Below are 26,589 nucleotides of genomic sequence, written 5' to 3'. Positions count from 1 at the left end.
TCCCGGCGATGGTGGCGGCACGTGCGGGGCGGGGCCCCGGCGTGCGGGTGGGCACATCCCAGGGTCACGACGCCTGGCTGGTCGCGGGCCGCTGGAGCGCCGGCGGGCGGGTCACCGGCTCCGAGCCGGCGCGGCGGATCGGGGTGAACAGCCCGCCGACCGCGACCAGGAGACACCCCGCCCCCGCGACGACGGTGACCGCGGTGACGCCGTAGCGGCCCGCCGCCCAGGTCAGCACGGCGGCGCCGGCCGGCCCGAGCGCGTAGTGCGTGCTCCAGAACGCCGAGGTGACCCGCCCGAGCAGGTGGTCCGGCGTGATCTCCTGGCGCAGCGACATCGAGCAGATCCCGCCCACGCTGACGCCGCACAGGTACACCGCCGTCAGCACGGTGACGCCCCGTACGCTCCCGACGACGCCGATGCCCACGATGGCGAGACCGCACACCGCGTGTGCGCCGATCCAGGTGATGCCGAAGCCACGCCTGCGGCGCAGCGGCGCCACCAGCAGCGCCCCGACGACCGTGCCCAGGGCCGCCAACCCCAGCACCGTGCCGACCGTGCCGTCGGAGCCGCCGAGGTCGTGCTTGACGTGGTAGACGAGGACGTCGGTGAAGCCGTACGTCAGGAAGATGAAGACCGACAGCAGGACGGTCAGCGAGCGGAGCACGGGCTGCCGCCAGAGGAACCGCGCACCGGCGAGGAACTCGGCCAGCCGGCCCTCGCTCGCCGCCGCGCCCCCGGCCGTCGCACCGTCGTCGGACCGCCGCAGCCGCACCAGCCAGAGGCCGAAGGCCGACAGGGCGAAGCTGGCCGCGTTGATGGCGATGGCCGCCGTGGGGCCGAAGCGGGCCGACACCACGCCGGCGAGCAGCGGCCCGAGCACGGCCGCCGCCGCGTACGTCGCCTGTAGGCGACCGTTGGCCTCGGTGATCCTGGGCCGGTCGACGAGGTTGCGTACCGCCGTCACCGCGGCGACCTGGAACACCATGCCCGCGGCCTCGCAGATCGGCAGCACGACGAAGAGCAGCCAGACCTGCGGACCACCGAGCCAGGCCAGGGGGATGAGGCCGTAGAGCACCAGCCGGGCCAGGTCGGCGGTGATCATCAGTTTGCGTCTGTCGTACCGGTCGACCAGGACGCCGCCGAAGATCCCCGCGCCGACGGACGCGGCACCGGCCGCGGCCGTGAGCAGGCCCATCTGGGCGACCGACCCGGTCGCGTGGAGCACGAGCAGCGGCACCGCGATGTAGGCGAACGAGTCGCCGGCGGCGGAGAGCGACTGCGCAGCCCAGTAGGCGCCGAAGTTGCGATCGCGCCACAGGGGACGCCGAACCGGATCGGTGCGTCGGCTCATACCGGCGAGGGTAGTCCGATCCGTCCTGCGAGCGTTGTCCCTGGCGAGCCAGACGGCGTCGGCCGGCCGGGAATCAGGGTGAGGATGGCCGTGGCTGCGCCGTATGATCCTTCCCGCGGTGGGCGGCTCCCCGCGGTGCTTCCTTCTCACCCTGTCCTGGCAACTAGCGTCGCGACTCTCCGCCCACCGCTTCGCACGGGGAGGGCGCGAGCATGGATCCGCTGGCGGTGGTGCTGCTGCGACGCGCCGGCCGGGTCGCGGTGGTGGGCACGGGCGCCGCCCCTGCGGACGGTGTCGCCTGGGTGGCCGCGCTCGAGGCCGACCTGGCCGGTCGTGGCTGGCTGCTCCAGGCGGACCTGCGCACGGCGGCGGCCCGGCTGCCGGCGGCGGTGCGGGTCCGGTGGGCCGACTGGCTGCTGGCGACCCTCGACGAGATGGTCGGCGCGGACCGCCCGATGCTGCCGCTCTACCGTTCGTTCCCCGACACCCCGCGCGACGTCGAGGCGGTCTACGTACGGCGGCTGCTGACCCACCTGTTCGCCGTGCCCGGCGCGCCCTGCGTGCTGTGCGGCCGCGAGGACGGTGGCGCGCCGCTGGACCCGTGCGGCCATCCCGTCTGCCCGGCGTGCTTCCCGCCGGAGCAGGTCACCGCCTGCCCGATCTGCGGTCGCAGGCTGGCGGCGGGCGACACCTACCTTCCCATCGTCGCGCCCTCGGCCCCGGTGCGCCGCCCGCTGCGGCGAGCCGGTGCGTCGGCCGGGGCCGCCGACGAAAACCCCGTCCCGGCCGCGCCGCCGCTGCCGATGCGCCTCGCCGGGCTCGAGGCCGACCCGGTCGGCGCCGCGGTCCGGCTCCGGGACGAACTGGTCGCCCGGCCCGCCGCGCTGAGCGAGTCCGATCGGGCCGACCTCGCGGTGCTGGTGGACGCCACCGCGCCGGGCCGCCTCGACTGGTTGCCCGAGGTGGTGCCCGCCCGGGAGACCCTCGCGCTGGTCGTCGCCCGGGCGCTGCACGCCGCGACGCGCACCCCCGGCTACCGCGACGTGGTCGCCGCGGCCCGGCGGCGGTGGTCGACCGCGACGGACGTGGCGCGGACCCTGTGGGCGTACTCGGGTGGGGACCCGGGGCTGGTCCTGCCGCGGCGCGCCGACGAGTCCACGGCTCCGGGCGTGGCCTGGCGTCCGGCCCACGAGCCCGCCGTCGTCGTGCCGGTCACCCGGGTGCGGGCCCTGCCCCGGCCGCTGCGGCGCGCGGCTCTCGCGCACCTCGACGCCTGCGGTGCCGCGGGCGCGGCCGAGGATCTGCGCCGGCACCCGACCGTCTGGAAGCGCCTCGGCGAGCGGCTGCACCCGTACGAGAACGTGGCCGCGCACCCGGCGGCGGCCGTCGCCTTCGCCGCGCTGCGTGGCACCCGCACGGCCCGCGCTGGTGTCCTCGGCGCGGCCATCGTGGCGGCCTGTGCCCGCGAGCCCCGGCGGCTCGTGCCGACCGGGCACCCCGACGGCACGGTCACGGTCCGCGTGCGGACCCACGCGTCCCTCGTGGAGGAGGCCCTGACCGGCGACGACGCGGCGGAGGCCGCCCGCCTGCTCACCGAACGTCCGGGCGAGCTGTGGCGCCGGCTCGACCATCTGCTGCGGGTCGCCGGGGACGATCCGGCGGCGTACGCGGCCGTCGAGGCGGCCATGCGCCGGACCGTGGCCCGGGTGGCACCCGGCGTGCTCGCCGCGGCGGCGGCTCAACTGACCGGCCGCGACCGGACGGTACGGGCGACGGCCGCCGAGCTGGCGGCGACCGCGCGGGCGCGGGCGGCGGCGCGGGCCCGCCGCTCCGAGCAGGTTGATGCCGCTCCGGCGCTCACCGTCGGCCTGGGCGACGTCCTGCGCGCCGTCGCGCGGGGCGTGCGCGGCGCCGGCCCCGCCTTCCTGCGGGGGGCGCTCCGGTCGGCCCGCGAGGCGGCCCCTCCCGCCGAGGCACCGCCGGGAGGTGGCACCTTCGAGGAGCCCGGCACCGTCGAGGAGTCCGGGATCGTGGAGGAGTCCGGGATCGTCGGTGGCCGTCCCGGTCCCGGTATGCCCCGGCGGGTGTTCCATCCCCGCGGCAGCGTCGTGACCACCTGGACCGAGCCCGAGCGCCGCCCGCCGGTGCCCGCGCCGGCGATCACCGCGGTACGCGGACTCGTCGACGCCGAGTTGACCGCCCGCGCCGCCCGGCTCGGCCGGTTCGACGTGGCCGTCCTCGACGCCGCCCTGGCCGAGGTGCCCGCGCCGACGCGGGAGCGGGCCGCCTCGGCGCAGCTGGCGGGGTGGCCCCGGGGCAGTGTGCGGGCCCTGCCCGGCGCGCAGGTGTTGCGGTTCTTCCTGCACTGGGAGGACCCGGGCGCCACGCGGGTCGACCTCGACCTGTCCTGCGTGTTCTTCGACCGGGACTGGCAGCGGGTGGGCCACTGCGACTTCACCCGGCTGCGTTTTGCCGGCGACGGCGCGGTCCACTCCGGCGACCTCACCTCCGCCCCGGCTCCGCTCGGGGCCACCGAGTTCCTCGACCTCCACCTGGCCCGTCTCGCCGAGCGCGGCGCGCACTACGCCGTGCCGACCGTCCTCAGCTACAACGCCGTGCCGTTCGAGGCCCTCACGGAGGCGCTCGCCGGCGTCATGCTGCCCCTCCCCAGGGGCGGGCAGTTCGACGGGGCCCGGGTCGCGCAGCGGTTCGACCTGCGCGGCAACGCCCGGATGCTGCTGCCGATGGTCGTGGACCTGCGTTCCCGGCGGTTGCTCTGGACCGACCTGACCCTGACCGGCCGTGGCTACGGCCACAGCGTCGACCGCCACGGTGACCAGCTCGCCCGGGCGGCCGCCGACCAGTGGGAGCACTTCCTGGGCGGCCACCACGCCACGGTCCTCGACCTGCTGGCGTGGCACGCGGTCGGGCGCGCCGACCGGATCCTGGTGGGCCACGCGGACCGCACCTACACCGAGGTGCCGGCCGACGTGGCCGCCGTCCGCGCGGCGGCGTCGACGGACACCGGCGGGATCCGCGTAGCGCCCCACCTGGCCGGCCGCACGGTCCTGGCCGGCGCCGCCGACCCCGACGCCCTCGACCGCCTGGTTCCCGCGCCCGCCCTGCTCGCGCCGGGCTCGACGGTGGTGACGGTGACCGGCACGCCCGGTCACCCGTGGACGGTGCTGCGCGCCGGCGACGTGCTCGCCGGGCTGGGCACCGGCTGAGTCGACCGATCCGCGCGGTGCGTGGGGCGGGTATGTAGGCTCGCTTCGATCTTCGCGGGAGGCCAGTCAGTGATCGAACTTCACGTCGAGCCGGAGTTGCTGGAGAAGGCGTCGCGCGTGTGCGACGACCTGCGGGACGACCTGCGGCGCGGTGTGTCCGACGTCGGAGACGAGACGCGGGCTGCGGTCGCCGGCCTGCCCGGCTGGCAGACCCGGGCGGCGCTGGAGCAGCTGCGCTGGTCGTGGTCGGACGACCTGGCCGGGTTGGACCGCTGTCTGTCCCAGGTCGGCGACGCTCTGCAGGGCTGCGCGATGGACTACCGCTACAGCGACGAGGCCAGCGCCGCCCGTTTCGACATCCCCGAGCGGTGACCGCGCGGTGGTGACGTACGCGGACCTGCGCGAGGCGCGCGTCGCCCCGCTGCGGGATGCCGCGCAGGCCTGGACGGAGCTGTCACGGGCCTGCGCGGAGCTGGAGGCGCGGTGCGGGGCCGAGCTGACCGGGCCGCTGCGCTCCTCGGGCTGGCAGGGGCCAGCCGCCAACGCCGCGATGGGCCGGCTCAGCGAGCTCGACGACGAGTTCGAGGTCGCGAGCCTGCAGACGCGGACCGCCGCGAGCGTGTTGCGGGAAGCGGCGGAGGAGTTCGGCGACCTGCAGCGGCGGTTGGAGTCGGCCGTCGGCGCCGCCCGATCCCTCGGACTGACCGTGGACGAGGCCGGGCGGGTGTCCGCGCCGGCGATGGCGGCGGGGGACAGGCACGACCCGGACGCGGAGACGCTGCACCGTCGACATGTCCGGAACGCCGCGATCCATACCGACCTCATCACGCGGATCGTCGCCGAGGCCACCGAGGCCGACAGCCGGATCGCCCGCGCCCTGACCCAGTTGACGGCCGGCGCGCCGGGGCAGTTCGCCTGGGCGTACGACAGGGCCAACGACGGCGCCCTCGCCGCCGCCGCGGCGCTCCAGCTCAGCGAGGACGGCATCCCGGCGCCGGGCAGCAGCCCCGCCGACGTGCACGCCTGGTGGAGCCGCCTGTCCGACGACGAGCGACAGGTCTACCTCACCGCCTACCCGGAGCGGATCGGCGCACTCGACGGGCTGCCCGCCACGGACCGCGACGCGGCGAACCAACTGGCGCTGCGTACGTTCGTCGGTGACGACACCGGCCGGCACCGCGACCGGGACGACCCGAGGCACGCCGCCGCGCTCATGCTGCTGGACAAGCTGGAAGGCGCGGAGAACGCGGCTCCGCACGAACGGCTCTACCTGCTCTCGTTCGATCCGGCGGGTGACGGGAAGGCGGCTGTCGCGATCGGCAACCCGGACACCGCCGCCCACACCGCGGTCCTCGTTCCCGGGGTCGGCACCGAACTCGACGACATCCGTGGCCTGATCGGTCGGGCCGACGACCTGCGGGAGGCCTCGGTCGAGCTTGCTTCCGCCGGCAGCGACGTCTCCGTCGTGGCCTGGCTCGGCTACGACACCCCGTCGGTGGACCTCGACATCGTCAGCGCCGTGTTCGGCGCCAGGTCCGAGGCCGGCGCCCGCGCGCTCGACGGCTTCGTCGACGGGCTCCGCGCCTCCCACGACGACGGCCCGTCCCACCTCACCGCCATCGGGCACAGCTACGGGTCGACCGTCCTCGGCGAGGCCGCCAGCAACGGCGACGGCCTCGCCGTCGACGACATGATCGCCGTCGGAAGTCCCGGCATGCGCGTCGAGAACGCCGGCGAGTTCAACATCGACCCGAGACACGTGTGGGCCGGTGCCGCGGCCGACGACACCGTCGTCGCGCGACCGGAGGAGACGATCGGCTGGCTCGACGGCGTACCCGTCGTCGGGGAATGGTTGGTCGACGGCCTCGTCGGCATCCACGGCCCCGCCCCGCACGACCCGGAGTTCGGCGGCAACGTCCTGCACGTCGACACGTCCGGCCACAGCGGATACTGGGCGCAGAACAGTCAGATGCTGCGCTCCCAGGCGGCCGTCATCGTCGGCGACTACGAGGCGGCCGCCCTCGACCACGGCACGGCCCCATGACCCCGCGTCACCGCCCGCCCCGGTGGCGCGCCGTGGCGGTGGCGGCCGCGCTGGTGCCCGCCACCGCCTGCGCGGGCGGGGGACCCGGCCCCTCGTCAGGAAAGGACGATTCGTTGCAGACCAAGGCAGCCGCCGAGGTGAGCACCCTGGCCGAGGCTCGCGCCCGGGCCGTCGCCACCACCGCCGGCGTCACGCTCGACGCCTGGCGGACCAACACCTCGCCCTGCCAGGGCCAGCGGGGCGAGATCGCCGACGACGGACGGTGGACGTTGAGCGGCTTCGCCGGACTCCCGGTCCCGCCCGCCGACCAGATCGCCACGCTGCGGCGCATCCGGGACATGTGGCGGCAGCAGGGCTACGAGATCACCGAGGACCGCACCTTCGCCGACGGCACCCGGGGCGCCGTGTCGATGCGTGACCCCGACACCGGGATCACGATCAGCCTCACGACCACCGCGAGCCGGGACCGCGTCGCCCTGATCCTGGCGACTGGCTGCTACCGGCCCGTGGCCGGGGAGGACCCGGCCAACGCCTAGGCTGGCTCCCGGCGCCCTCCGCGGGCTGCCCGGGCACGCACGGCCACTGGAGTTCAGTGCGCGGTGACCTTCCAGTAGCCGCCGAAGTACACGCGCTCCTTGGCGATGCCGCGCTCGGCGCACAGGTGCCGCCGGACGGTCGTGACCATGGCGGACTCACCCGCGACGAAGGCGTACGGCGTGCCGGCCGGCAACGCCAGGTCCCGCAGCGTACGGATCACCACGTCACTGCCGCCCGCCGGTGCGCCGCCCCGGTGCAGCCAGGTCAGCGTGACGCCCGGCGGCGTGCGTACCTCGATCTCGTGTTCTGCCGAACCCACCTCGATCAGCGCGATCGCCCGCGCCTGCGGCGGCAGCGCCTCGACGGCCGCGGTGATCGCCGGCATGGCGGTCTCGTCGCCGACGAACAGCTGCCAGTCGGTGTCGGCGGGCGGGGCGTACGCGGCGCCGTCGCTGAGCACGCCGATCCGGTCGCCCGGGGCGGCCCTGAGCGCCCAGGTGGAGGCCGGTCCGCCGTCGCCGTGGAGCACGAAGTCGATGTCCAGTTCGCGTCGGCCGGCGTCCAGGCGCCGGACCGTGTAGTTGCGGACCACCGGTCGTCGCTCCGCCGGCATGGCCTGCAGGGCGGGCCACCACTGTGCGGAGTCCGGCAGGTGCAGGTCGGCGTCGGGCGTGGGGGCGAGGAAGATCCGCGCCAGGTGGTCCGGCCCCTCGTAGCCGAAGCGGTCGATCTCGGCGCCGGTCAGGGTGATGCGCCGCAGATGAGGCGTGAGTGGCCGGCTGGCGACGACCTCGGCGAGCATCGGGCGCCTGATCACCTCGGCCTCGACCAGTGTGCTGCCGACGGTCATGGTGTCGCTCCTTCGAGGATCGTGAGCCACCTTCTGGCTGCGAAGTTAGGTTAGCCTGACCTTGGTCCGGTTGATCTCCCGCCCCTGGCCATCGAAGGCGGAGGATCGACCCGGGTGCGGAGGCCCGCCCCCGGCCCGGAGGTCGTCCCGCACTCCGTCCGGCCGTCGTCGACTCGGTTCGTGTTCCCGGTCGCGCCCGTCCGCCCGGTGCCCGTCGGGCTCGCCGGGCGGCGGGCCCGCGCTCCACGGCGCGGACCGCGTCGCCCCGGTAACCCAGGTGAGGCGGCCTGCGGGTGCGGGTCCCGGCGGCGCTTGCGGTAGATCAAGACCGCCCTGGAGCGTGTGTTAGGTTAGCCTCCCCTTACCTGCATTGAGGTGCACTTTCATGCGTTCAAACCGCTTCCTCACCGGAGTCGTCGCCCTGGCCGCCGCGCTGGCGCTCACCGCGTGCGGCGATTCGTCGAAGGCCGAGGACGCCCCGGCCGACGGCGGCTCCTCGGCATTCCCCATCACGATCACGCACGCGCTCGGCACGACGACGATCAAGGAGAAGCCGAAGCGGGTCGCGACGGTCGCCTGGGCGAACCACGAGGTTCCGCTGGCTCTCGGCATCGTTCCCGTGGGGATGGCGAAGGCCAACTTCGGCGACGACGACAACGACGGCGTCCTGCCGTGGGTCGCCGAGAAGCTCAAGTCGCTGGGCGGGACAGCCCCGGTGCTGTTCGACGAGAACGACGGCATCAACTTCGAGGCGGTCGCGGACACCAGGCCCGACGTCATCCTCGCCGCGTACTCGGGTCTGACCCGGCAGGACTACGACACCCTCAGCAAGATCGCTCCGGTGGTCGCCTACCCGAAGGCGCCCTGGGCCACGGCGTGGCGCGACACGATCAAGCTGGAGAGCCAGGCCCTCGGCCTGGCCAAGGAGGGCGACGCGCTGGTCGCCGACATCGAGAAGCAGATGGCCGACGCCGCCGGGAAGCACCCGCAACTGGCAGGGAAGTCGGCGATGTTCATGACGCACGTCGACCCGACCGACCTCAGCAAGATCGGCTTCTACACGACGCACGACACCCGGGCCCAGTTCTTCGCGGACCTCGGGATGAAGGCTCCGGCGAGCATCGCCGGGCTCTCCGCCGGCACCGACAAGTTCACGCTCGACCAGAGTGCCGAGCAGATCCAGGTCTTCGACGACGTGGACGTCATCGTCGCCTACGGTGACGACAAGCTGCTCGCCGCCGCGCAGGCCGACCCGCTGCTGTCGAAGATCCCCGCCATCAAGCGCGGCTCGGTGGTCATGCTCTCCGGCAGCACGCCGCTGGGCACCGCGGCGAACCCGACCCCGCTGGCCATCCCGTTCGTGCTGGACGACTACGTCGCGATGCTCGCCAAGGCCGCCGACAAGGTGTCATGACCACGCTCGATCCGCGTGCCCTGCCGGACGTCGCCGTGGCGCGGCGTCCGGCCCGGGTACGGCTGCTGTGGTTCCTCGTCGCGGCCGCGGTGCTGCTGGCGTTCATGCTGGCGTCGGTCGCGCTGGGCTCCCGCACCGTCGGATGGTCCGACATCCTCGCCGCGTTGCAGGGCGCGGACGGCACCATGGAGCAGGCCGCCGTCACCAAGCGGATCCCGCGGACCCTGCTCGCCGTGGTCGTCGGCGCGGCCCTCGGCCTGTCCGGTGCGGTCATGCAGGGCGTGACCCGCAACCCGCTGGCCGACCCCGGCATCCTGGGCGTGAACATGGGGGCGTCGCTCGCCGTGGTCACCGCGATGGTCACCTTCGGCCTCTCCTCGGCGACCGGCTACCTCTGGGCGGCGATCCTCGGCGCCGGCCTCGCGGCCGTCTTCGTGTACGCCGTCGGCTCCCTGGGGCGCGGTGGCCCGACGCCACTCAAGCTCGCCCTCGCCGGTGCCGCCACGTCCGCCGCGCTCGCGTCGCTGATCAGCGCCTTCGTGCTGCCCCGCAACGACGTGGCCGGCGGCTTCCGCTCGTGGCAGATCGGCGGGGTCGGCGGTGCGACCTACGACAGCATCCGGCAGGCACTGCCGTTCCTCGCCGTCGGTTTCGCGATCTGCCTCCTGTCGGCCCGGGCCCTGAACTCGCTCGCTCTCGGCGACGAAATCGCGGCGGGGCTCGGCGAACGGGTGGCCGTCGTGCGGGCCGTCGCGGCGATCGGTGCAGTGCTGCTCTGCGGCGCCGCCACGGCCGTCGCCGGACCCATCGGGTTCGTCGGCCTGGTCGTCCCGCACGTGTGCCGCCTGCTGGTCGGGCTCGACCACCGGTGGCTGCTGCCGTACTCCGCGCTCCTCGGCGCGTCGTTGCTGACCGCCGCGGACGTCGTCGGCCGGGTGGTGGCGCGCCCGGCGGAGATCGACGTGGGCATCGTGACGGCGCTGATCGGCGCCCCCTTCTTCATCTACATCGTCCGCCGGCAGAAAGTGCGCGAGCTGTGAGCACCACGACTCTCGAGGCCGTCGCCCACGGCCGCGTCCGCCGTACGCTCCGGCGACGCGGCGTGCTCGTCGTGCTGGCCGTCCTCGTCGTCGCCGCGTTCGCCGTCTCGCTGATGGCGGGGCGCACCTTCTATCCGCCGGCGGACGTGCTGGCGGTGATCGCCGGCGAGGACGTCCCCGGGGCCTCCTTCACGGTGGGCACGCTCCGCCTGCCCCGGGCGGTCCTCGCGATCCTGGCCGGGGCCTGCTTCGGGCTCGGCGGCGTCACCTTCCAGACGATGCTGCGCAACCCGTTGGCCAGCCCCGACATCATCGGCATCAGCTCCGGAGCGAGCGCCGCGGCCGCCTTCGCGATCGTGACGCTGCACCTCGGGGAGGCCGGGGTGTCCGCCTTCGCGATCGTCGTCGGGCTGGCCGTGGCGCTGGTCGTCTACACGCTGTCGTTCAAGGACGGCGTCGCGGGCACCCGCCTCGTCCTGATCGGCATCGGCATCGCCGCGATGCTCGACAGCATCACCGCGTACGTCCTGACCCAGGCCGCCGAATGGGACCTGCAGGAGGCGATGCGCTGGCTGACCGGCAGCCTCAACGGCGCCACCTGGGCGGAGACCGTCCCGGTGGCGGTCGCCGTGGCCGTTCTGGCGCCGGTGCTGCTGGGTCAGGCCCGCAACCTCTCCATGATGCAGCTGGGCGACGACACCGCGGCGGCGCTCGGCGTACGCCTGGAGCGCACCCGGATCCTGGTCATCGTCGCGGCCGTCGGTCTCATCGCCTTCGCCACGGCGGCGACCGGGCCGATCGCCTTCGTCGCCTTCCTCTCCGGGCCGATCGCCGCCCGGATCGTCGGCCCGGCCGGCTCGCTGCTGCTGCCCTCCGCCCTCGTCGGCGCCCTGCTGGTGCTCGTCGCGGACTTCGCCGGTCAGTTCGCCTTCGACACGCGCTTCCCCGTGGGTGTCGTCACCGGCGTGCTCGGCGCCCCCTACCTCATCTACCTGCTCATCCGTACGAACCGCGCGGGAGGCTCGCTGTGACCACCACCCACACGCTCGTGGTCGAGAGCCTGACGCTCGGCTACGCCGACCGCGTCGTCATCGACTCGCTCGACCTCCTCGTGCCGCCCGGGAAGATCACGGCGATCGTCGGCGCGAACGCGTGCGGCAAGTCGACCCTGCTGCGGTCGATGTCACGCCTGCTGGCGCCCCGCGCCGGCCACGTCCTGCTCGACGGCGAGCAGGTGCACCGGCTGCCGGCCAGGCAACTGGCCCGTACCCTCGGCCTGCTTCCCCAGTCGCCGACGGCGCCCGAGGGGATCACCGTGGCCGACCTCGTCGGTCGTGGCCGCAACCCGCACCAGCGTGTGTTCTCGCGCTGGAGCCGGGAGGACGACGCCGCCGTGGCGGCGGCCCTGGACGCGACGCAGACGGCGGACCTCGCCGACCGCCCGGTCGACGAGCTCTCCGGCGGCCAGCGGCAACGGGTCTGGATCGCGATGGCCCTGGCCCAGCAGACGGACCTGTTGCTGCTCGACGAACCGACGACGTTCCTGGACGTCAGCCATCAGGTCGAGGTCCTCGACCTGCTCACCGACCTCAACCTGACGCGCGGCACGACGATCGTCATGGTGCTGCACGACCTCAACCTCGCCGCCCGGTACGCGGACCACCTCATCGCGCTGGCCGCCGGCAGGCTGCACGCCGCGGGGGAGCCGGCGCGGGTCCTGACGCGGGAGTGCGTCCGCGCGGTGTTCGGCCTCGAAAGCCAGGTGATCGTCGATCCGACATCGCAGAAGCCGCTGATGCTGCCGATCGGCCGCCACCACGTGGCGACCAGCCCGGGCCCCGGCGCGCCGGACGGTCGCCGAGCCCCCGTTCACCGGAGCCATTAGGTGAGGCTAACCTGGCCCTCGATCGCTGGGAGGGCGCAGCTCGTGCACACATCGTCGTTTCTCCGGGTCGCCTTCGACCCCGGGGTGCGGACCCTGAACCCCACCCGGGCCGACGTCACCGTGCCGACCGGCTCCGGCGCCCCGTCCGCCGGCCGGCCGGGCGTCCCCGCCGCGCCCGTCGGGGCCTGACGCCCGTGGCAGCCGAGAAGACCAGCGGCGGGACGGTCCTGCGCCGCGCCCTGCGCCGCCAGCGCGGCCGCGTGGTGGCCGGCACCGCACTGCTCTGCACCCACCAGGCCACCGAGGCCCTCGTCCCGGTCGCGATCGGCGTGATCATCGACCGCGCGGTCGCCACCGGGGACGTACGGGCGCTGCTGCTCTCCCTCGCCGGTCTCGCCGTCCTGTTCACCGTCCTCGCCTTCGCCTACCGCACCGGCGCCCGCCTGGGATACGCCGCCCTGGAACAGGAGGCCCACCTCCTGCGCGTCGAGATCGCCCGCAGCGCCCTCGACCCGCGCGGCAACCGCTCCGGCATGCGCGACGGCGAGCTGCTGTCCGTCACCGCCTCCGACGCCGAGTTGACCGCGCTCGTCGTACGGGTCGCGGGGCTCTGCGCCGCCGCGCTCACCGCCATCGCGGTCTCCGCCGCCGCGCTGCTCGTCGTCGACGTCCCCCTCGGGCTGGGCGTGCTCGTCGGCGTGCCGCTGGTGGTCGTCGCCCTGCAACGGATGGCGCCGCTGCTCAGCCGGCGCAGCGCCGCGCAGCAGGAGGCCCTCGCCGCCACGACCTCGCTCGCCGTCGACCTCGTCACCGGCCTGCGCGTGCTGCGCGGCATCGGCGCGCAGGACCACGCCGCCCGCCGGTACGCGGCCGCCAGCCGCCACGCCCTCGACGTCACCCTGCGCGCCGCCACCACCAAGGGCCTGCACCTCGGGCTCACCACCACCGTCAACGGCCTCTTCCTCGCGGCGGTCGCCGGGGTCGCCGGCTGGCTCGCGATCCAGGGCCGGCTCACCGTCGGCGAACTCGTCGCCGTCGTCGGGCTGGCCCAGTTCGTCGCCGAGCCCGTGCAGACGCTGGGCTGGTCCGTGCAGCTGTTCGCCATGGCCCGCGCCAGCGCCGGGCGGGTCGCCCGGGTCCTCGGCGCCGAGCCGCTCACCCGGCCGGGTACCGCCGGAGCACCCGCCCCGGCCCCGGCGCGGCTCACCCTGGACACGGTCGGGTACGCCGGACTCGACGGGCTGTGCCTGCGGGTCGGCGCCGGTGAGGTCCTGGGTGTGCTCGCCCACGACCCGAGCGAGGCCGAGGCGCTGGTGACGCTGCTCTCCGGCCGCGTGCCCCGGGAGGACTACCGGGGCACGCTGTACGTCGACGGCGTGCCCGCCGAGGACCTGCACGTCGACGCCGTACGCGGCATCCTCCTGGTCGAGCAGCACGACGTGGCGTTGTTCGAGGGGACGCTGCGCGCCAACCTCGCCGCCGGCGCCGACGCCGACGAGGCCGTCCTGCGCGCCGCCGTACGCGCCGCGGCGGCCGAGGACGTGCTCGCCGCCCACCCGCACGGCCTCGACCGGCTGCTCACCGAGCGGGGCGCCAACCTCTCCGGCGGGCAGCGGCAGCGGATCGGGCTGGCCAGGGCGCTCGTCGCCGATCCGCCGGTGCTGGTGCTGCACAACCCCACCACGGCGGTCGACGCGGTGACCGAGGCGCTGCTCGCCGAGGGGCTCACCTCGGCCCGCGCGGCGGCGGCCCGCGGCACGGTGCTGATCACCAACAGCCCGGTCCTGCTGCGCAGCACGCACCGGGTGGTCGTGATCGACCGCGGGCGGGTCGTCGCCGAGGGACCGCACGAGCACCTGCTCGCCAGCGACGCCCGCTACCGGGAGGAGGTCCTGCGATGACCGACGAGCCGAGCACGCCCGGCGTGCGGACCAGGCAGCTGCTGCCCACGGCCACCGCGCGGCAGACCTGGACCGCCCTCCGGGTCGAGTTCGCCCGGCTGCCCGGGCTCAGCGCCGCCGCCGGCACGTTGCTGGTCGCCGCGGCGGCGGCCGGGTTGGTCGCCCCCTGGGTGCTCGGCCGCCTCGTCGACGACGTCATCGCCGGATCCGACACGCCCCGCATCGTGGCCTGGGCGGGGGTGATCGCGGGTGCCGCGGTGCTCGCCGGCGTCCTCACCGCGGTCGGCGCCGCGCTCACCGCACGCCTCGGCGAGACCGTGCTGGCGCGGCTGCGGGAGCGGGTCCTCGACCGCGCCCTGCACCTGCCGTCGGCCACGCTGGAGCGGGCCGGGACCGGGGACCTGGTGGCCCGCGCCGGCGACGACGTGGCCGTGGTGACGAACGTGATCGCCACCAGCGGACCCGCCTTCCTCGGCGCGCTGCTGTCCATCGTGCTGACCGCGTTGGGGCTCTTCGCGCTGGACTGGCGCCTCGGCCTCGCCGGGCTGGCAGCGGCCCCCGCGTACGGGTTGGCGCTGCGCTGGTACCTGAGGCGGTCCATCCCGTACTACGCGCGCGAGCGGGTCGCGACGGGCGAGCGGACGCAGGCGATGGCCGGGGCGCTGCGCGGCGCGGCGACCGTGCGCGCCTACCGGCTGGAGGACGCGCACGTCGGCGGGATCGCCGACCGCTCCGCCGCCGCCCGCGACCTTTCGTTGGAGATCTTCAACCTGCACACCCGGTTCGGGCTGCGGATGAACCGGTCGGAGTTCGTCGGCCTCGCCGCCGTCCTGCTCGCCGGCTTCCTGCTGGTGCGCGACGACCTGGCGACCGTGGGGGCGGCGACCACCGCCGCCCTCTACTTCCACCGCCTGTTCAACCCGATCGGCCTGCTGCTCTTCCAGGCCGACGCGGTGCTCCAGGCCGGGGCGAGCCTCGCCCGGCTCGTCGGCGTCACCGCGCTGCCCGACACCGCTGCGCCCGACGACTCCGGGCCCGCCCGTGCGGAACAGCCCGGGACGGGCGCGCCCGGACCCGCGGCGCTGGAGGTGCTCGTCGACCGGCACTGCTACGACGACGGACCCGTCGTGCTGCGGGACGTCGCCCTCCGTCTCGCACCGGGGGAACGCGTCGCCCTCGTCGGCGCGAGCGGCGCGGGCAAGAGCACGCTCGCTGGCGTCGCCGCCGGAATCATCGCGCCCACCAGCGGCGCGGTCCGCTTGCGCGGCGTGCCGCTGACCCGCCTGGACGAGCACCGCGTCCGGCGCGAGATCGCGCTGATCAGCCAGGAGGTGCACGTCTTCGCCGGGACGCTCGGCGACGACCTGCGCCTCGCCGACCCGGACGCCACCGACGCCGAGATCACCGCCGCGCTCGAGCTCGTGGGCGTCGCCGACTGGCTCCGCACCCTGCCCGACGGCCTCGACACGTGCGTGGGGGAGGGCGGGCGGCACGTCACCGCCGCCCAGGCCCAGCAGCTCGCCCTGGCCCGCCTCGTCCTCGCCGACCCCGCCGTCGCGATCCTCGACGAGGCCACCGCGGAGGCCGGCAGCGCGGGCGCGCGTGACCTCGACCGCGCCGCCACGGCGGCCACCGAGGGCCGTACCACGCTGATCGTCGCCCACCGCCTCAGCCAGGCGGCCACCGCGGACCGCGTCGTCGTCCTGGAGCACGGGCGCGTCGTCGAGCACGGCACGCACGAGCAGTTGCTGGCGGCCGGGGGCGGGTACAGCCGTCTGTGGCGGTCCTGGAGCACGCCCGATCTGGCCCTCCCCAGGGGGCGCGAGGGCGAGGAGGCCGCCGCTCACCGTTGACCGGCCGCGCGGGTCGCCGGCGGCGGCCCCGGGGCGGCGGGCCGGGCATGGCCCCGGGCGACGCCGCCCGCCCCCGGCGGGGCAGGATGGGGTACGTGCACATCGAGCCGGTCGACGCCGCGCCCGAGCAGGCGTTCCGGCGGGGGATCCTGCGGCAGCGCTGGGAAGACCTGACGTTCCTGCACTGGGCGGTCGCGCCGGAACTCGTCGCGCCGCTGCTGCCCGAGGGCACCCGCCCCGACACCCTCGACGGGGTCAGCCACGTCGGTCTGATCGGCTTCCGGATGGTGGGGCTGGGTCTCGGCCGAGGGCCGGGGATCCCGTACTTCGGCAGCTTCTGGGAGACCAATGTCCGGCTCTACTCGGTGGACGACACCGGCCGGCGCGCCGTGGTGTTCCGTTCACTCGACGCGTCGCGGCTGGTCCCGGTGCTGGTCGCCCGGGTGACCCTGGGACTGCCGTACATGTGGTCGGCGATGCGGCTGGACCGGGACGGCGACCGCTACACCTACCGGTGCCGGCGCCGCTGGCCCGGCCCGGTGGGCGCGACGAGCCGCATGGTGGTGCGGGTGGGGGAGCCGGTCGCCGAGCCGACCCCGCTGGAGCACTTCGTCACCGCCCGTTGGGGGCTGCACACCCGGGCGTACGGGCGGACGCTGCACCTGCCGAACTGGCATCCCCGCTGGCCGTTGCACCGGGCGGAACTGTTGCACCTGGACGACGACCTGGTGGCCGCCGCCGGGCTGCCGCCGCCCGCCGGGGCGCCGGTGAGCGTGCTGTATTCCCCCGGCGTCCCGGTCCGGTTCGGTCCGCCGGTCGCGCGGGGGCGGGCCCGGGCTGCCCAAGTCAGGCAGTCATCCTGAACCGCTGACCTTCGGCTGCTGATGGTCGGTCAGCCGGAACCCGACGCCGCGCACCGCGTCGATGGCCACCCCGGTGCCGAGTTCGTGGAGCTTGCGGCGCAGCCGCTTGACCAGGGACTGCACGTCCGCCCTGCGTTCCCGGCCCTCGTCACGCCAGACCGAGCGGTGCAGCTCGGCGTAGCTCCACACCCGGATCGGCTCGGTGGTCAGGCAGGCCAGCAGGTCGTGCTCGAGGCGCGTCAGGCCGATCTCGCGGCCCCGGCTGCGGGCGGTCGACCGGGCCGAGTCGATAAGCAGCGCGTCGTCGTCGGCGGTCGACGGGCGCGCGGACGGCGTCGGGGCGGGCCCCGGCGGGGCCGCGATCAGCCGGCGCAGCTCGTCGAGGTCGGCGACCAGCAGCAGCGGCGCGACCCCCTCCAGCCGTTCTGCGAGTCGTATCCGCTCGGCCGCCGACGGCGTCACCGCGATCACCAGCGGAAATGGTTCGTCGGCCGGATCTGGTCCGCCCGGCGCAGTGCTTTCGTCGCGTGCCCCCACAGCACCCACCCGGAAACTATGGACAGCCTCTGCCCATTTTCGTCAGGACCGTGACAATCATTGGCAGGCTCCCCATTCGCCGGCCAACGGCTAGTGACAAATTGCTCACGGCAAGTTCTTGATCGTCCATTCTTGTCGATCATAGTGTCCAGACGGGCAGCCGGCGTGACCCGCGCGGTGCCTTGGGGGGCATGGAGGGGCCGGATCCCGCTCATCCGAACGGAGACGAGCCCCTGCACCCTCCATCATGGCTCGTTCCACTCTGGGTCGTTCTGGAGGAGGCACCACCGAATGTTCACACGTCCACCCACGAGGCGCTGGGCCAGATCACTGGTCAGCGCCGGCGCGGCGATGATCCTCGCCGCGACAAGCCTGGCCGCGACAGGGTCAGGCGCACAGGCCTCCCCGTCCGACAAGATCCGGCCGGAGCTCACGAAGGCACTCCAGGGCAAGACGGAGGGCGACTTCTGGATCCGCTTCAAGGACAAGGCGGACCTCAGCCAGGCCGCCGCCATCAAGGACTGGGCCAAGCGCGGTACCGCCGTCGCCGACGCCCTGAAGAAGACCGCCGCCGACAGCCAGTCCAAGATCCGGGCCGAGCTCGACGGCACGGGCACGAAGTACGAGACCTTCTGGGCGACCAACGCGATCAAGGTCAGCGGCGGTTCCCTGACGATGGCGCAGAGCTTCGCCGCGCACGCCGAGGTCGAGGGCCTGTACGCCCCGGTCGCCTACAAGGTGCCCGAGGTCACCGAGGGCACCGACGAGAAGACGGTGAACGCCCTCGAGTGGGGCATCGCGAACATCAACGCCGACGACGTCTGGTCCCAGTACGGTGCCAAGGGCGCCGGCATCACGGTGGCGAACATCGACACCGGGGTCCAGTTCGACCACCCCGCGCTGGTGAACTCCTACCGGGGCAACAACGGCGACGGCACGTTCGACCACAACTACAACTGGTACCGCGCCACCGGCTCGTGCGCCGCGCCCTGTGACACCAACGGCCACGGCACGCACACGATGGGCACGATGGCCGGCTCCGCCGGCGCGAACCAGATCGGCGTCGCACCCGACGTGAAGTGGATCGCGGCCAACGGCTGCTGCCCGAGCGACGCGGCGCTGGTCACCTCCGGCCAGTGGATGCTCGAGCCGACGGACCTCAACGGCCAGAACCCGGACGCGAGCAAGCGCCCGAACATCATCAACAACTCGTGGGGAACCACGCTGCCCTCCAATGACCCGTTCATGGAGGACGTGACGCTGGCCTGGACCGCGTCGGGCATCTTCGGCGTCTGGTCCAACGGCAACAGCGGATCGGCCTGCCAGACCAGCGGCTCACCGGGCAGCCTGGTCAGCAACTACTCCGCCGGCGCCTACGACGTCAACAACAACATCGCCAGCTTCTCCTCCCGCGGCGCGGGCCAGAACGGCGAGATCAAGCCCAACATCGCGGCGCCCGGCGTGAACGTCCGGTCGAGCATTCCGGGCGGCGGCTACGCCAGCTACAACGGCACCTCGATGGCCGCCCCGCACCTCGCGGGCGCGATCGCGCTGCTGTGGTCCGCCGCACCGGCGCTCGTCGGCGACGTCAACGCCACCCGCGCGCTGCTGGACAACTCGGCGATCGACAAGGCCGACACCCAGTGCGGCGGCACCACCGACGACAACAACGTGTTCGGCGAGGGCCGCCTGGACGCGCTCGCGCTGCTCGGCGCCGCCCCGATCGGCGACACCGGCACCCTGGCCGGCAAGGTCACGGACGCGACCACCGGCGCCCCGATCGCCGGCGCGACGGTGACCCTGACCGGCGCGGCTGACCGCGAGCTGACCACCGGGGCCGACGGGACGTACTCGTCCCTGCTCCCGGCCGGCGACTACCAGGTCGCCGTGGCGGCGTTCGGCTACCAGGCGAAGACCACGCCGGCCACGGTCGCCCGCAACGCGACCACGACCGTCGACGTGGCGCTGACGGCGGTGCCGAGCGTCACCGTCAGCGGAACCGTCACCGACGGCTCCGGGCACGGCTGGCCGCTCTACGCGAAGGTGACCGTGCAGGGTCCGTCGGGCGTGTCCGACTACACCACCCCCGTCAACGGCCGCTACAGCCTCAAGCTGCCGGCCGGCGCCACCTACGACCTGAAGGTCGAGTCGCAGTACCCGGGCTACCAGACGGTGACCAAGCAGGTCGTGGTCGGCACGGGTAACGCCACGGCCAACGTGGCGGTGCCGGTGCAGACCAACGCCTGCACGACCGCACCCGGCTACCGCTTCGGCTCCGACGGCGAGTACGAGACCTTCGACGGCAGCACCGTGCCGGCCGGCTGGTCCGTGGTGGACCACGCCGCCAGCGGCCAGGTCTGGAAGTTCACGGACGACGGCGCCCGGGGCAACCTGACCGGCGGCACCGGCAACTTCGCGATCGTCGACAGCGACGAGTACGGCTCCGGCGGCAAGCAGGACACCTCGCTCGTCAGCCCGGTCGTCGACCTGACCGGCGTCACCGCACCGGTCATCCGGTTCAACCAGGACTACAACTGGCTGGGCAGCGACCGCGCCGACGTCGACCTCAGCCTCGACGGCGGGACCACGTGGACCAACGTGCTCCGGCAGGCGGCCGACGTCCGCGGCCCGAAGGTGACCGAGGTCGCCATCCCGCAGGCCGCGGGCCAGGCCCAGGCGCGGGTCCGGTTCCGCTACTACGACGCCTCGTACGAGTGGTGGTGGTCGATCGACAACGTCCTGATCGGCAGCCAGCTCACCTGCACGCCGATCGACGGCGGCCTGGTGCTCGGCCACGTCCGCGACAAGAACGACAACGGCTACGTCAACGGCGCCACCGTCACCAGCGACGACCGGCCGGCGGAGAAGGCCACCACCGTGGCGACCCCGGACGACCCGGGGCTGGCGGACGGCTTCTACTGGCTGTTCTCGACGCTGACGGACACCCACAAGTTCACCGCCCGGGCCGGCAACTACGTCAGCCAGAGCAAGCAGGTCGACGTCCAGGCCGACTGGGCCACGGCGGCGAACTTCCAGCTCGCGGCCGGCCGCCTGTCGGTCAAGCCGGCCCAGGTCACCGGCACGGCCCGGATGCCCAGCGGCAAGGTCACCAAGCCGTTCACGGTGACGAACACCGGCGGGGCCCCGGTCTCCGTCGAGTTCAGTGAGCGCCCCGGCGGGTTCGAGCTGCTGCGGGCCGACGGGTCCCGGATGAGCAAGCAGGAGGTGCTCGGCTCCCAGGGCGCGCCGGTGCAGCGGCTCGAGGTCCCGACCTCGTTCGCGGCGAAGACGTCCGGCAAGTCGACGGCGGCGGCGTCGCCCGAGGCCGGCCCGCAGGCCGCGCCCTGGACCGACATCGCCAACTACCCGGCCGTGGTGATGGACAACCGGGTGGTCAACCTGGGCGGCAAGGTGTACTCCATCGCCGGCGGCACCGGCTCGGCGTCCTCGGCGAAGAACTACGCCTACGACCCGGTCGCGCAGACCTGGACCGCGATCGCCGATCTGCCCGGCGCGCGTACCGCCATGACGGTGGGCGTCCTGGACGGCAAGATCATCGCGACCGGCGGCTGGGCGGCGGCCGGCCCGGACGGCACCACCTGGTCGTACGACCCGGCGGCCAACACCTGGACGGAGAAGGCCGACAACCCGGCGCCGCGCTCCGCCGCGGGCCAGGCGGTCGCGGGCGGCAAGCTGTACGCCGTCGGTGGCTGCACCACGGCGTCCTGCACGCCGATGTCGAACGACGTCGTGCGGTACGACCCGGCCAGCGACAGCTGGGAGACCCTGGCGGACTACCCGAAGTCGGTGGCCTTCCTCTCCTGCGGCGGGATCGACGGCATCGTCTACTGCACCGGAGGCAACGACGGCTCCGCGGCGCAGAAGGCGAGCTACGCCTTCGACCCGGGCGCCAACACCTGGACGGCCATCGCCGACGCGCCGGCCGACAACTGGGCCAGCTCGTTCGCCGTGGCCAACGGGAAGTTCCTGGTCGTCGGCGGCTCGCAGGGCGGCGCCATCACCAACGTGGGCTTCGCCTACGACCCGGCCACCTCCTCGTGGTCGAGCCTGCCGAACGCCAACACGGCGCGCTACCGCGGCGGCGCGGCGTGCGGCTTCTACAAGGTCGGCGGCTCCTCCGGCGGCTTCACCGCGACGCGGGACAGCGAGGCGCTGCCCGGCTTCGAGGAGTGCGCCGTCAGCACCGCCGACGTCAGCTGGATGACGATCGACAAGACGGCGGCCACCCTGGCGCCGGGCGAGGCCGTCACGGTCAACGTCGGCATGACGGCGAACGTGGACCAGCCCGGCACCTACACCGCCTCGGTCGCCATCAAGGAGAACACCCCGTACACGGTGGAGCCGGTCGCGGTCACGATGAACGTGCTGCAGCCGACCACCTGGGGCAAGCTGACGGGCACGGTCACCGGGACGAGCTGCCAGGGTGCCAGCTCGCCGCTCCCCGGTGCCACCGTCCAGGTCGATTCGTGGGCGATGTCCTGGACGTTCTCCACGGACGCCGAGGGCAAGTACGCCTACTGGCTGGACCGGCGGAACAACCCGTTGACGATGATCGTCGCCAAGGACGGCTGGAAGCCCCAGACCCGGCAGACGAGGATCAACACCACCACCCCCACGGTGGAGGACTTCGCGTTGTCTCCCGTGCGCTGCTGACGCCGACCGTCAGCTGACAGATCCGGCCCGCCTGGTTTCCGACCAGGCGGGCCGGACCGCATCGGGGCGTGGTACTCCAACGTCACTTGCCCTGGGCTGTGGGCACGGCGCTGGCATGACGACGGGTGCCGGTCAGCCCCACCATGTGAGCATGAGTCGCATTGGCTGCTGCCGGGACCAGTAGAAGACGTAGGGGTAGCGTGTGCCGGTGAATCTGTTCGGCAGGGCCACGGCATCCCCGCAGCTGGGGTCGAGTCCGGCGGCGTCGGTGCCGGCTTGCACCGACCACACCCACTGCGCCCCGGTCCACCAGTTGGTGCGCAGCGGGCCGCCCTCCAGGTCGCAGGAGAAGATGTAGGGCCGCTGCTGGGTGTCCCAGCCGTCCTGCACGGCGATTGTGCCGGCATGCCGGACATAGTTGGTGCCCGAACCCGAGTGGGTGGACCACGTCCATGCGTCGTTGTACCAGGTGAGCTCCAGCACCTGGCCGTTGACGCCGATGAATGCCTCGGGCCGGGACGCGGCGTTGGGGCCGTTCTGGACAGCGACCAGACCAACGCCGTGAGCGTTGTAGCTGGGCTGCGGTGAACCGTGGCCATACCAGCGCCAGGTCAAGCCGTCGAAGCCGTGGCGCCAGAGATTGCCCTGCACGTCCAGCACGAACACCTGGGGCAGGTCGGGCTGGGTAGGCGACAGCCGCAGGTTGACCGCACCGACCGGGTCGGCGAGGCGGTGCAGGGTCACCCCCGCCGGGACGCCCTGATCCGTCCAGGTCCATTGTCCGGTGTTGTTCTTCCGGCTCCACCAGAGATGCCCGTCGGCGCCGATCACGTAGATGTACGGGACCGCCTGACTGCCGGGAGCAGTCTGTACCGCGACCGCACCGACCGGTGCGCTGACCGTGGTGCCGCCGGGCGTGCCGATGTCGGTCCAGGCCCAGCGACTGCCGTCCCACCAGTTACCCCACAGGTGACCATCGTCGGTGTGGACGAAGACGTAGGCACGCTCGATGGACGTGGACTGGTCCAGGAACTTGATGACACCAACCGAGCCCCTGATCCGGCTCACCGGGGGTGCGCCGCGCGCGGTCCACCTCCAACTGCCCGCGACCGGCGACACCACCCACAGCGCATCATTGATGACATTGAACATGTACGGTCGGGGGTCGCTTGCCGGGCCGTCTTGAAGGCTGACCGCCCCGACCACCCTGGCATATCCCAGGTTCGGAACCGGAGCGCCGAGGTCCTCGAAATGCCACGCCGAAGCGGTTGACACCGGACCCGCCGTGGTCGACGCGAGTGCGGGGCGCGCCACCCCGGGCTGGGCGGCGGCGATGGCCAGGACCACGGCGGCGAGTACCCGCGTTCGTCGTCTTGATCTCAGCATGGATGGGACTCCTGTTCGCAGACGGGATCGCACGCCCGCCGGCGCTGTCTGTCGACGGCGCCGGCGGGCGATGGTCCAGAGCGTGACAGGAACCTCTCTGCGGCGATGTCCGTATGTCGACATCGATCGGGTTGCCGTCATCGGGGCCGACGCAGCGGGACCCCACGGTGGTAGCGAGCATGATCTGGCAGGTCAGATCGGCGCGAGGCGGAAGCCGACGCCGCGGACGGCGTGGATCGACGCCGAGGCGTCGAGCCGGGCGAGCTTGCGCCGCACCCTGCGCACCACCGAGTGCATGTCGGAGCCCCGCCCGAGGTGCACGTTGCCCCAGACCTCGAGGTGCAGCCGCTCGTAGGTCCAGACCTGCCCGGGCGCGCCGACCAGGCACCGCAGGAAGTCGTGCTCCAGGCGGGTCAACTCGACCTCGCGGTCCAGCCAGCGCAGCATCCGTCGATCGGAGTCGACGCTCAGATCGGCCGGCGGCGGTGCCCCGACGCCCAGCCCGGGCTCGGCCGTCGCGACCGGTTCGGCCGTCACGACCGGTCCGACTGCCACTGCTCCAGCCGTCGCGACCGGTTCGGCCGTCACGACGGGTTCGGCTGCCACTGGCCCGGCCGTCACCACCGGTTCGGCCGTCGCGGCGCGTCGGGCCGTCACGACGGGCCCGGGCGGCAGCACCGGTGTGCCGGGCACGCCGAGGAACGTGCGCGCCTGGTCGACGCTCGAGACGATCAGGAACGCCTCGGTCCCACCGAGCAGACGCGCGAGCTGCCTGCGTTCGGCCGGCGAGGAGGCGATGCCGATGACCAGCGGAGCCACCCCCCTCATTCCCACCCCTTCCGGTTCCCCACCCACCCGGGGAAAATTCAGCCACGACGCCGATCAATAGGTGCACTGACCCTAGTGGTGGCTCGTCTCGCTTCGGTTAAAAACGGTGACGCGTAGGCGTCGATAAATTGACTGCATTCGGCGGGCCGAGTCGGGTCGTGGCCCTTCATGGGGGCTTGACCCTGTTCGGCGCGATGTGTACTTCGGGCATGCGGTTTCGGCGACCCGGCAATGGCCCGGCAGGTGCGACCGGAAACCCCACGTCGGTCCGGCGAATCGTCACGCCTCGGCCGGCGCCGCCGGCGTTTTCGGCACTCCTGTCACGCTGCGGCGCCCGGCCGGGCGCTGGTGGCCCGGGCGACGCGGGCCGTGGCGCGGGCCGTGGCCCGGTCAGGTGCGGGCAGGCGACCAGCCCACGGGGACGAGCCGGGCGGCGTCGGCGCCCTCGCCCTGGAAGAGCAACCCGTCGCGGTCCGCCGCCACGATCCGGTCGACGTAGACGCCCCGACCCTGGCTGGAGGCGTCGGTGGTGCTGCTGAAGCGCAGGTGGGTCGCCCGGTCGGGCAACTCGACCGAGACCTGCCACCAGACCCGGCCGCCGTGGCCGGTGACCGTGCCGTCACTGCTCCACCGCCGGTCGGCGTGGCGCAGCAGCAGTCGTCCCGGAGCCCACGTCGCTCCGCCGTCGGTGGAGACCTCGAAGCGGGCGCTGTCGAAGCGGGGCTCGGTGTCGTACCAGAGCAGGAAGCTCGCCGTGCCGCCCTGCGCCGCCCGGCGCAGCGGGGCCGTGAGGGTGACGGTCGCGAGGTCGCGCGGGTCGGCCCGCCACGCCTCACGGGACCGGGGTCGCACCGGCATCGCCTCGGCGAGATCGCGCGCGACGGCGCGCCGGGCGACGTTGTTGCTGCCCCAGCCGCGGTCGGGGTGCACCCGGTTGCTGAGCAGGATGACGAACGAGTGCGAGAGCGGGTCGACGACGATCGACGTCCCGGTGAAGCCGGTGTGCCCGAACGCCACCGGGGAGGAGAGCCCCATCATGTACCAGTGCTTGTCGAGCTCGAAGCCCAGCCCGCGATCGCTCTCGGGGTAGGCCTGCTCGAGCGGGGCGTTGTAGTTGACCAGCATCGCGCGCACCGTGTCCGCCCGCAGGATGCGTCGCCCCCGGTACTCGCCGCCGTTGAGCAGGGACTGGCAGAGCACGGCCAGGTCCGCCGCGGTGGAGAACACTCCCGCGTGCCCGGCGACGCCGCCGAGCGACCACGCGTTCTCGTCGTGCACCTCACCCCAGACCATGCCCCGTCCGGCGTACGGCTGGTACTCGGTGGCGGCGATCCGCGACCGCCGCTGCGGCCCCGGGTTGTAGCCGGTGTCGGTCATGCCCAGCGGGGCGGTGACGCCGTCGGCGACGAGCGCGTCCAGCGGGCGGCCGGTCACCCGTTCCACCAGCACGCCCAGCGCGATCAGCCCGAGGTCGGAGTACACGTACCGGGTACCGGGCTCCGCGCCGGGCGTGAGCGGCGTGGCGAGCGCGGCGGCGAACCGCTCCGCTGGCGTCGGGTACCTGCTCCACAGGGGGACGAAGGCGGGCAGACCCGAGGTGTGGGTGAGCAGCATCCGTACGGTGACCGCCGCCTTGCCGCCGGCGGCGAACTCCGGGACGTAGCGGGCGACCGGCGCGTCGAGGTCCACCCGTCCCCGCTCGACCTGCTGCATGACCACGATGGTCGTGAACAGCTTCGACACCGACGCCAGGTCGAAGATGGTGTCGGGCCGCATCGGGAGCTGCTCGTCGGCGGGGAGTTCCACCCCTGCCAGCCCGGGCGGCGGGCCGACGGCGGCGTACTTCACCGCGGCGCCCACCGCGGCGTGCTGCACGACCACGCCGTCCTTGGCCGCCAGGACCACGGCACCCGCGTACGCGGGATGGCCGGGGTGGTCCGGCGTCGGCTCGAGGTACGTCGTCAGGTCGGCGGGCATGCGGTCCACGTGCTCGGGGAGCAGGCCGACCTGGCGGGCGTGGCCGGGCCGCAGCGTGTCGTGCCGGAAGTGGATGTCGGCGGGCGTGACGACCGGCGGCGCCGAGCCGGCCGGCGGCGGCGTGGCCCCGGCCGCCGTGGCCGGCAGCGCCGCGCCCAGGACGGCCACGGTCAGGCCGATCGCGAGTGGTCGGAGCGCGGGTGGGCGGAGCGACGACAT

General features: G+C 73.7%; 19 protein-coding genes. 13 read left to right on the top strand and 6 right to left on the bottom strand.

Going from position 1 to position 26,589, the window contains the following annotated elements; all coding sequences use genetic code 11:
- Nucleotides 1–64: 64 nt before the first annotated feature.
- Nucleotides 65–1,354 (bottom strand): MFS transporter, encoded by a 1,290-nt coding sequence (locus AC0OO9_RS00255; RefSeq protein ID WP_484514596.1) that lies wholly within the window; start codon nucleotides 1,352–1,354, stop codon nucleotides 65–67.
- Between the two features lie 212 nt (nucleotides 1,355–1,566).
- On the opposite strand from AC0OO9_RS00255, the gene AC0OO9_RS00250 reads away from it, so the two are divergent.
- From AC0OO9_RS00250 to AC0OO9_RS00235, 4 genes are all read left to right on the top strand, one after another.
- Nucleotides 1,567–4,581, top strand: a complete 3,015-nt coding sequence (locus AC0OO9_RS00250; RefSeq protein WP_484514594.1) for an MXAN_6230/SCO0854 family RING domain-containing protein — start codon at nucleotides 1,567–1,569, stop codon at nucleotides 4,579–4,581.
- Between the two features lie 69 nt (nucleotides 4,582–4,650).
- Nucleotides 4,651–4,953, top strand: a complete 303-nt coding sequence (locus AC0OO9_RS00245; protein WP_484514593.1) for a WXG100 family type VII secretion target — start codon at nucleotides 4,651–4,653, stop codon at nucleotides 4,951–4,953.
- 7 nt (nucleotides 4,954–4,960) lie between these two features.
- A complete protein-coding gene (locus tag AC0OO9_RS00240; protein ID WP_484514591.1) occupies nucleotides 4,961–6,625 on the top strand; it encodes an alpha/beta hydrolase in 1,665 nt (554 codons plus the stop codon).
- 113 nt (nucleotides 6,626–6,738) lie between these two features.
- Complete coding sequence (locus tag AC0OO9_RS00235) at nucleotides 6,739–7,161, top strand: hypothetical protein (protein WP_484514589.1); 423 nt, start codon at nucleotides 6,739–6,741, stop codon at nucleotides 7,159–7,161.
- A gap of 53 nt (nucleotides 7,162–7,214) precedes the next feature.
- Here the strand turns inward: AC0OO9_RS00235 and AC0OO9_RS00230 are convergent, their stop codons facing one another.
- Nucleotides 7,215–8,012 carry a siderophore-interacting protein gene (locus AC0OO9_RS00230; protein WP_484514587.1) on the bottom strand — a complete coding sequence of 266 codons (798 nt, stop codon included), beginning with the start codon at nucleotides 8,010–8,012 and terminating at the stop codon, nucleotides 7,215–7,217.
- A gap of 385 nt (nucleotides 8,013–8,397) precedes the next feature.
- Here AC0OO9_RS00230 and AC0OO9_RS00225 point away from each other — a divergent pair, with 385 nt between their 5' ends.
- From AC0OO9_RS00225 to AC0OO9_RS00190, 8 genes are all read left to right on the top strand, one after another.
- Entirely contained in the window at nucleotides 8,398–9,426 is a 1,029-nt protein-coding gene (locus AC0OO9_RS00225; protein WP_484514585.1) for an iron-siderophore ABC transporter substrate-binding protein, read from the top strand.
- Nucleotides 9,423–10,466 carry a FecCD family ABC transporter permease gene (locus AC0OO9_RS00220; RefSeq protein WP_484514584.1) on the top strand — a complete coding sequence of 348 codons (1,044 nt, stop codon included), beginning with the start codon at nucleotides 9,423–9,425 and terminating at the stop codon, nucleotides 10,464–10,466. Before AC0OO9_RS00225 ends, AC0OO9_RS00220 begins: the two co-directional genes overlap by 4 nt.
- The gene (locus tag AC0OO9_RS00215; RefSeq protein WP_484514582.1) at nucleotides 10,463–11,497 is read left to right on the top strand and encodes a FecCD family ABC transporter permease; all 1,035 of its coding nucleotides are present in this window, start codon (nucleotides 10,463–10,465) and stop codon (nucleotides 11,495–11,497) included. Before AC0OO9_RS00220 ends, AC0OO9_RS00215 begins: the two co-directional genes overlap by 4 nt.
- Nucleotides 11,494–12,351, top strand: a complete 858-nt coding sequence (locus AC0OO9_RS00210) for an ABC transporter ATP-binding protein (RefSeq protein WP_484514580.1) — start codon at nucleotides 11,494–11,496, stop codon at nucleotides 12,349–12,351. The genes AC0OO9_RS00215 and AC0OO9_RS00210 overlap by 4 nt, the downstream gene beginning before the upstream one ends.
- Nucleotides 12,352–12,393: 42 nt before the next feature.
- A complete protein-coding gene (locus AC0OO9_RS00205) occupies nucleotides 12,394–12,540 on the top strand; it encodes a hypothetical protein (protein WP_484514578.1) in 147 nt (48 codons plus the stop codon).
- A gap of 5 nt (nucleotides 12,541–12,545) precedes the next feature.
- Nucleotides 12,546–14,252, top strand: coding sequence for an ABC transporter transmembrane domain-containing protein (locus AC0OO9_RS00200; RefSeq protein WP_484514577.1), 1,707 nt, complete (start codon nucleotides 12,546–12,548; stop codon nucleotides 14,250–14,252).
- Nucleotides 14,249–16,105, top strand: coding sequence for an ABC transporter ATP-binding protein (locus tag AC0OO9_RS00195; RefSeq protein WP_484514576.1), 1,857 nt, complete (start codon nucleotides 14,249–14,251; stop codon nucleotides 16,103–16,105). The genes AC0OO9_RS00200 and AC0OO9_RS00195 overlap by 4 nt, the downstream gene beginning before the upstream one ends.
- A gap of 95 nt (nucleotides 16,106–16,200) precedes the next feature.
- Entirely contained in the window at nucleotides 16,201–16,968 is a 768-nt protein-coding gene (locus AC0OO9_RS00190; protein WP_484514574.1) for a YqjF family protein, read from the top strand.
- On the opposite strand, the gene AC0OO9_RS00185 is transcribed toward AC0OO9_RS00190, so the two are convergent.
- Complete coding sequence (locus tag AC0OO9_RS00185; protein ID WP_484514573.1) at nucleotides 16,960–17,439, bottom strand: winged helix-turn-helix domain-containing protein; 480 nt, start codon at nucleotides 17,437–17,439, stop codon at nucleotides 16,960–16,962. The genes AC0OO9_RS00190 and AC0OO9_RS00185 overlap by 9 nt on opposite strands.
- A gap of 357 nt (nucleotides 17,440–17,796) precedes the next feature.
- Between AC0OO9_RS00185 and AC0OO9_RS00180 the strand changes: the two genes are divergently transcribed.
- Nucleotides 17,797–22,179, top strand: coding sequence for a S8 family serine peptidase (locus tag AC0OO9_RS00180; RefSeq protein ID WP_484514571.1), 4,383 nt, complete (start codon nucleotides 17,797–17,799; stop codon nucleotides 22,177–22,179).
- A 132-nt stretch (nucleotides 22,180–22,311) separates the two neighbouring features.
- Here the strand turns inward: AC0OO9_RS00180 and AC0OO9_RS00175 are convergent, their stop codons facing one another.
- The 3 genes from AC0OO9_RS00175 to AC0OO9_RS00165 form a co-directional block, all read right to left on the bottom strand.
- Nucleotides 22,312–23,526 (bottom strand): hypothetical protein, encoded by a 1,215-nt coding sequence (locus AC0OO9_RS00175; RefSeq protein ID WP_484514569.1) that lies wholly within the window; start codon nucleotides 23,524–23,526, stop codon nucleotides 22,312–22,314.
- A gap of 231 nt (nucleotides 23,527–23,757) precedes the next feature.
- Nucleotides 23,758–24,393, bottom strand: a complete 636-nt coding sequence (locus tag AC0OO9_RS00170; RefSeq protein ID WP_484514567.1) for a winged helix-turn-helix domain-containing protein — start codon at nucleotides 24,391–24,393, stop codon at nucleotides 23,758–23,760.
- A 390-nt stretch (nucleotides 24,394–24,783) separates the two neighbouring features.
- On the bottom strand, nucleotides 24,784–26,589 hold the full coding sequence (locus tag AC0OO9_RS00165; protein ID WP_484514565.1) for a serine hydrolase domain-containing protein: 1,806 nt from the start codon (nucleotides 26,587–26,589) through the stop codon (nucleotides 24,784–24,786).

It is taken from the genome of Micromonospora sp. USAFONa4, assembly GCF_057197825.1.
Note: the sequence above shows the minus strand (reverse complement) of the source record. Positions and strands in the feature narration are given on the sequence as shown.

Bases quoted from the DNA above. Each gene is read 5' to 3' on its own strand.
- AC0OO9_RS00255 (WP_484514596.1), bottom strand. From the start codon at position 1,354: ATGAGCCGACGCACCGATCCGGTTCGGCGTCCCCTGTGGCGCGATCGC.
- AC0OO9_RS00250 (WP_484514594.1), top strand. From the start codon at position 1,567: ATGGATCCGCTGGCGGTGGTGCTGCTGCGACGCGCCGGCCGGGTCGCG.
- AC0OO9_RS00230 (WP_484514587.1), bottom strand. From the start codon at position 8,012: ATGACCGTCGGCAGCACACTGGTCGAGGCCGAGGTGATCAGGCGCCCG.
- AC0OO9_RS00225 (WP_484514585.1), top strand. From the start codon at position 8,398: ATGCGTTCAAACCGCTTCCTCACCGGAGTCGTCGCCCTGGCCGCCGCG.
- AC0OO9_RS00220 (WP_484514584.1), top strand. From the start codon at position 9,423: ATGACCACGCTCGATCCGCGTGCCCTGCCGGACGTCGCCGTGGCGCGG.
- AC0OO9_RS00195 (WP_484514576.1), top strand. From the start codon at position 14,249: ATGACCGACGAGCCGAGCACGCCCGGCGTGCGGACCAGGCAGCTGCTG.
- AC0OO9_RS00180 (WP_484514571.1), top strand. From the start codon at position 17,797: ATGTTCACACGTCCACCCACGAGGCGCTGGGCCAGATCACTGGTCAGC.
- AC0OO9_RS00170 (WP_484514567.1), bottom strand. From the start codon at position 24,393: ATGAGGGGGGTGGCTCCGCTGGTCATCGGCATCGCCTCCTCGCCGGCC.
- AC0OO9_RS00165 (WP_484514565.1), bottom strand. From the start codon at position 26,589: ATGTCGTCGCTCCGCCCACCCGCGCTCCGACCACTCGCGATCGGCCTG.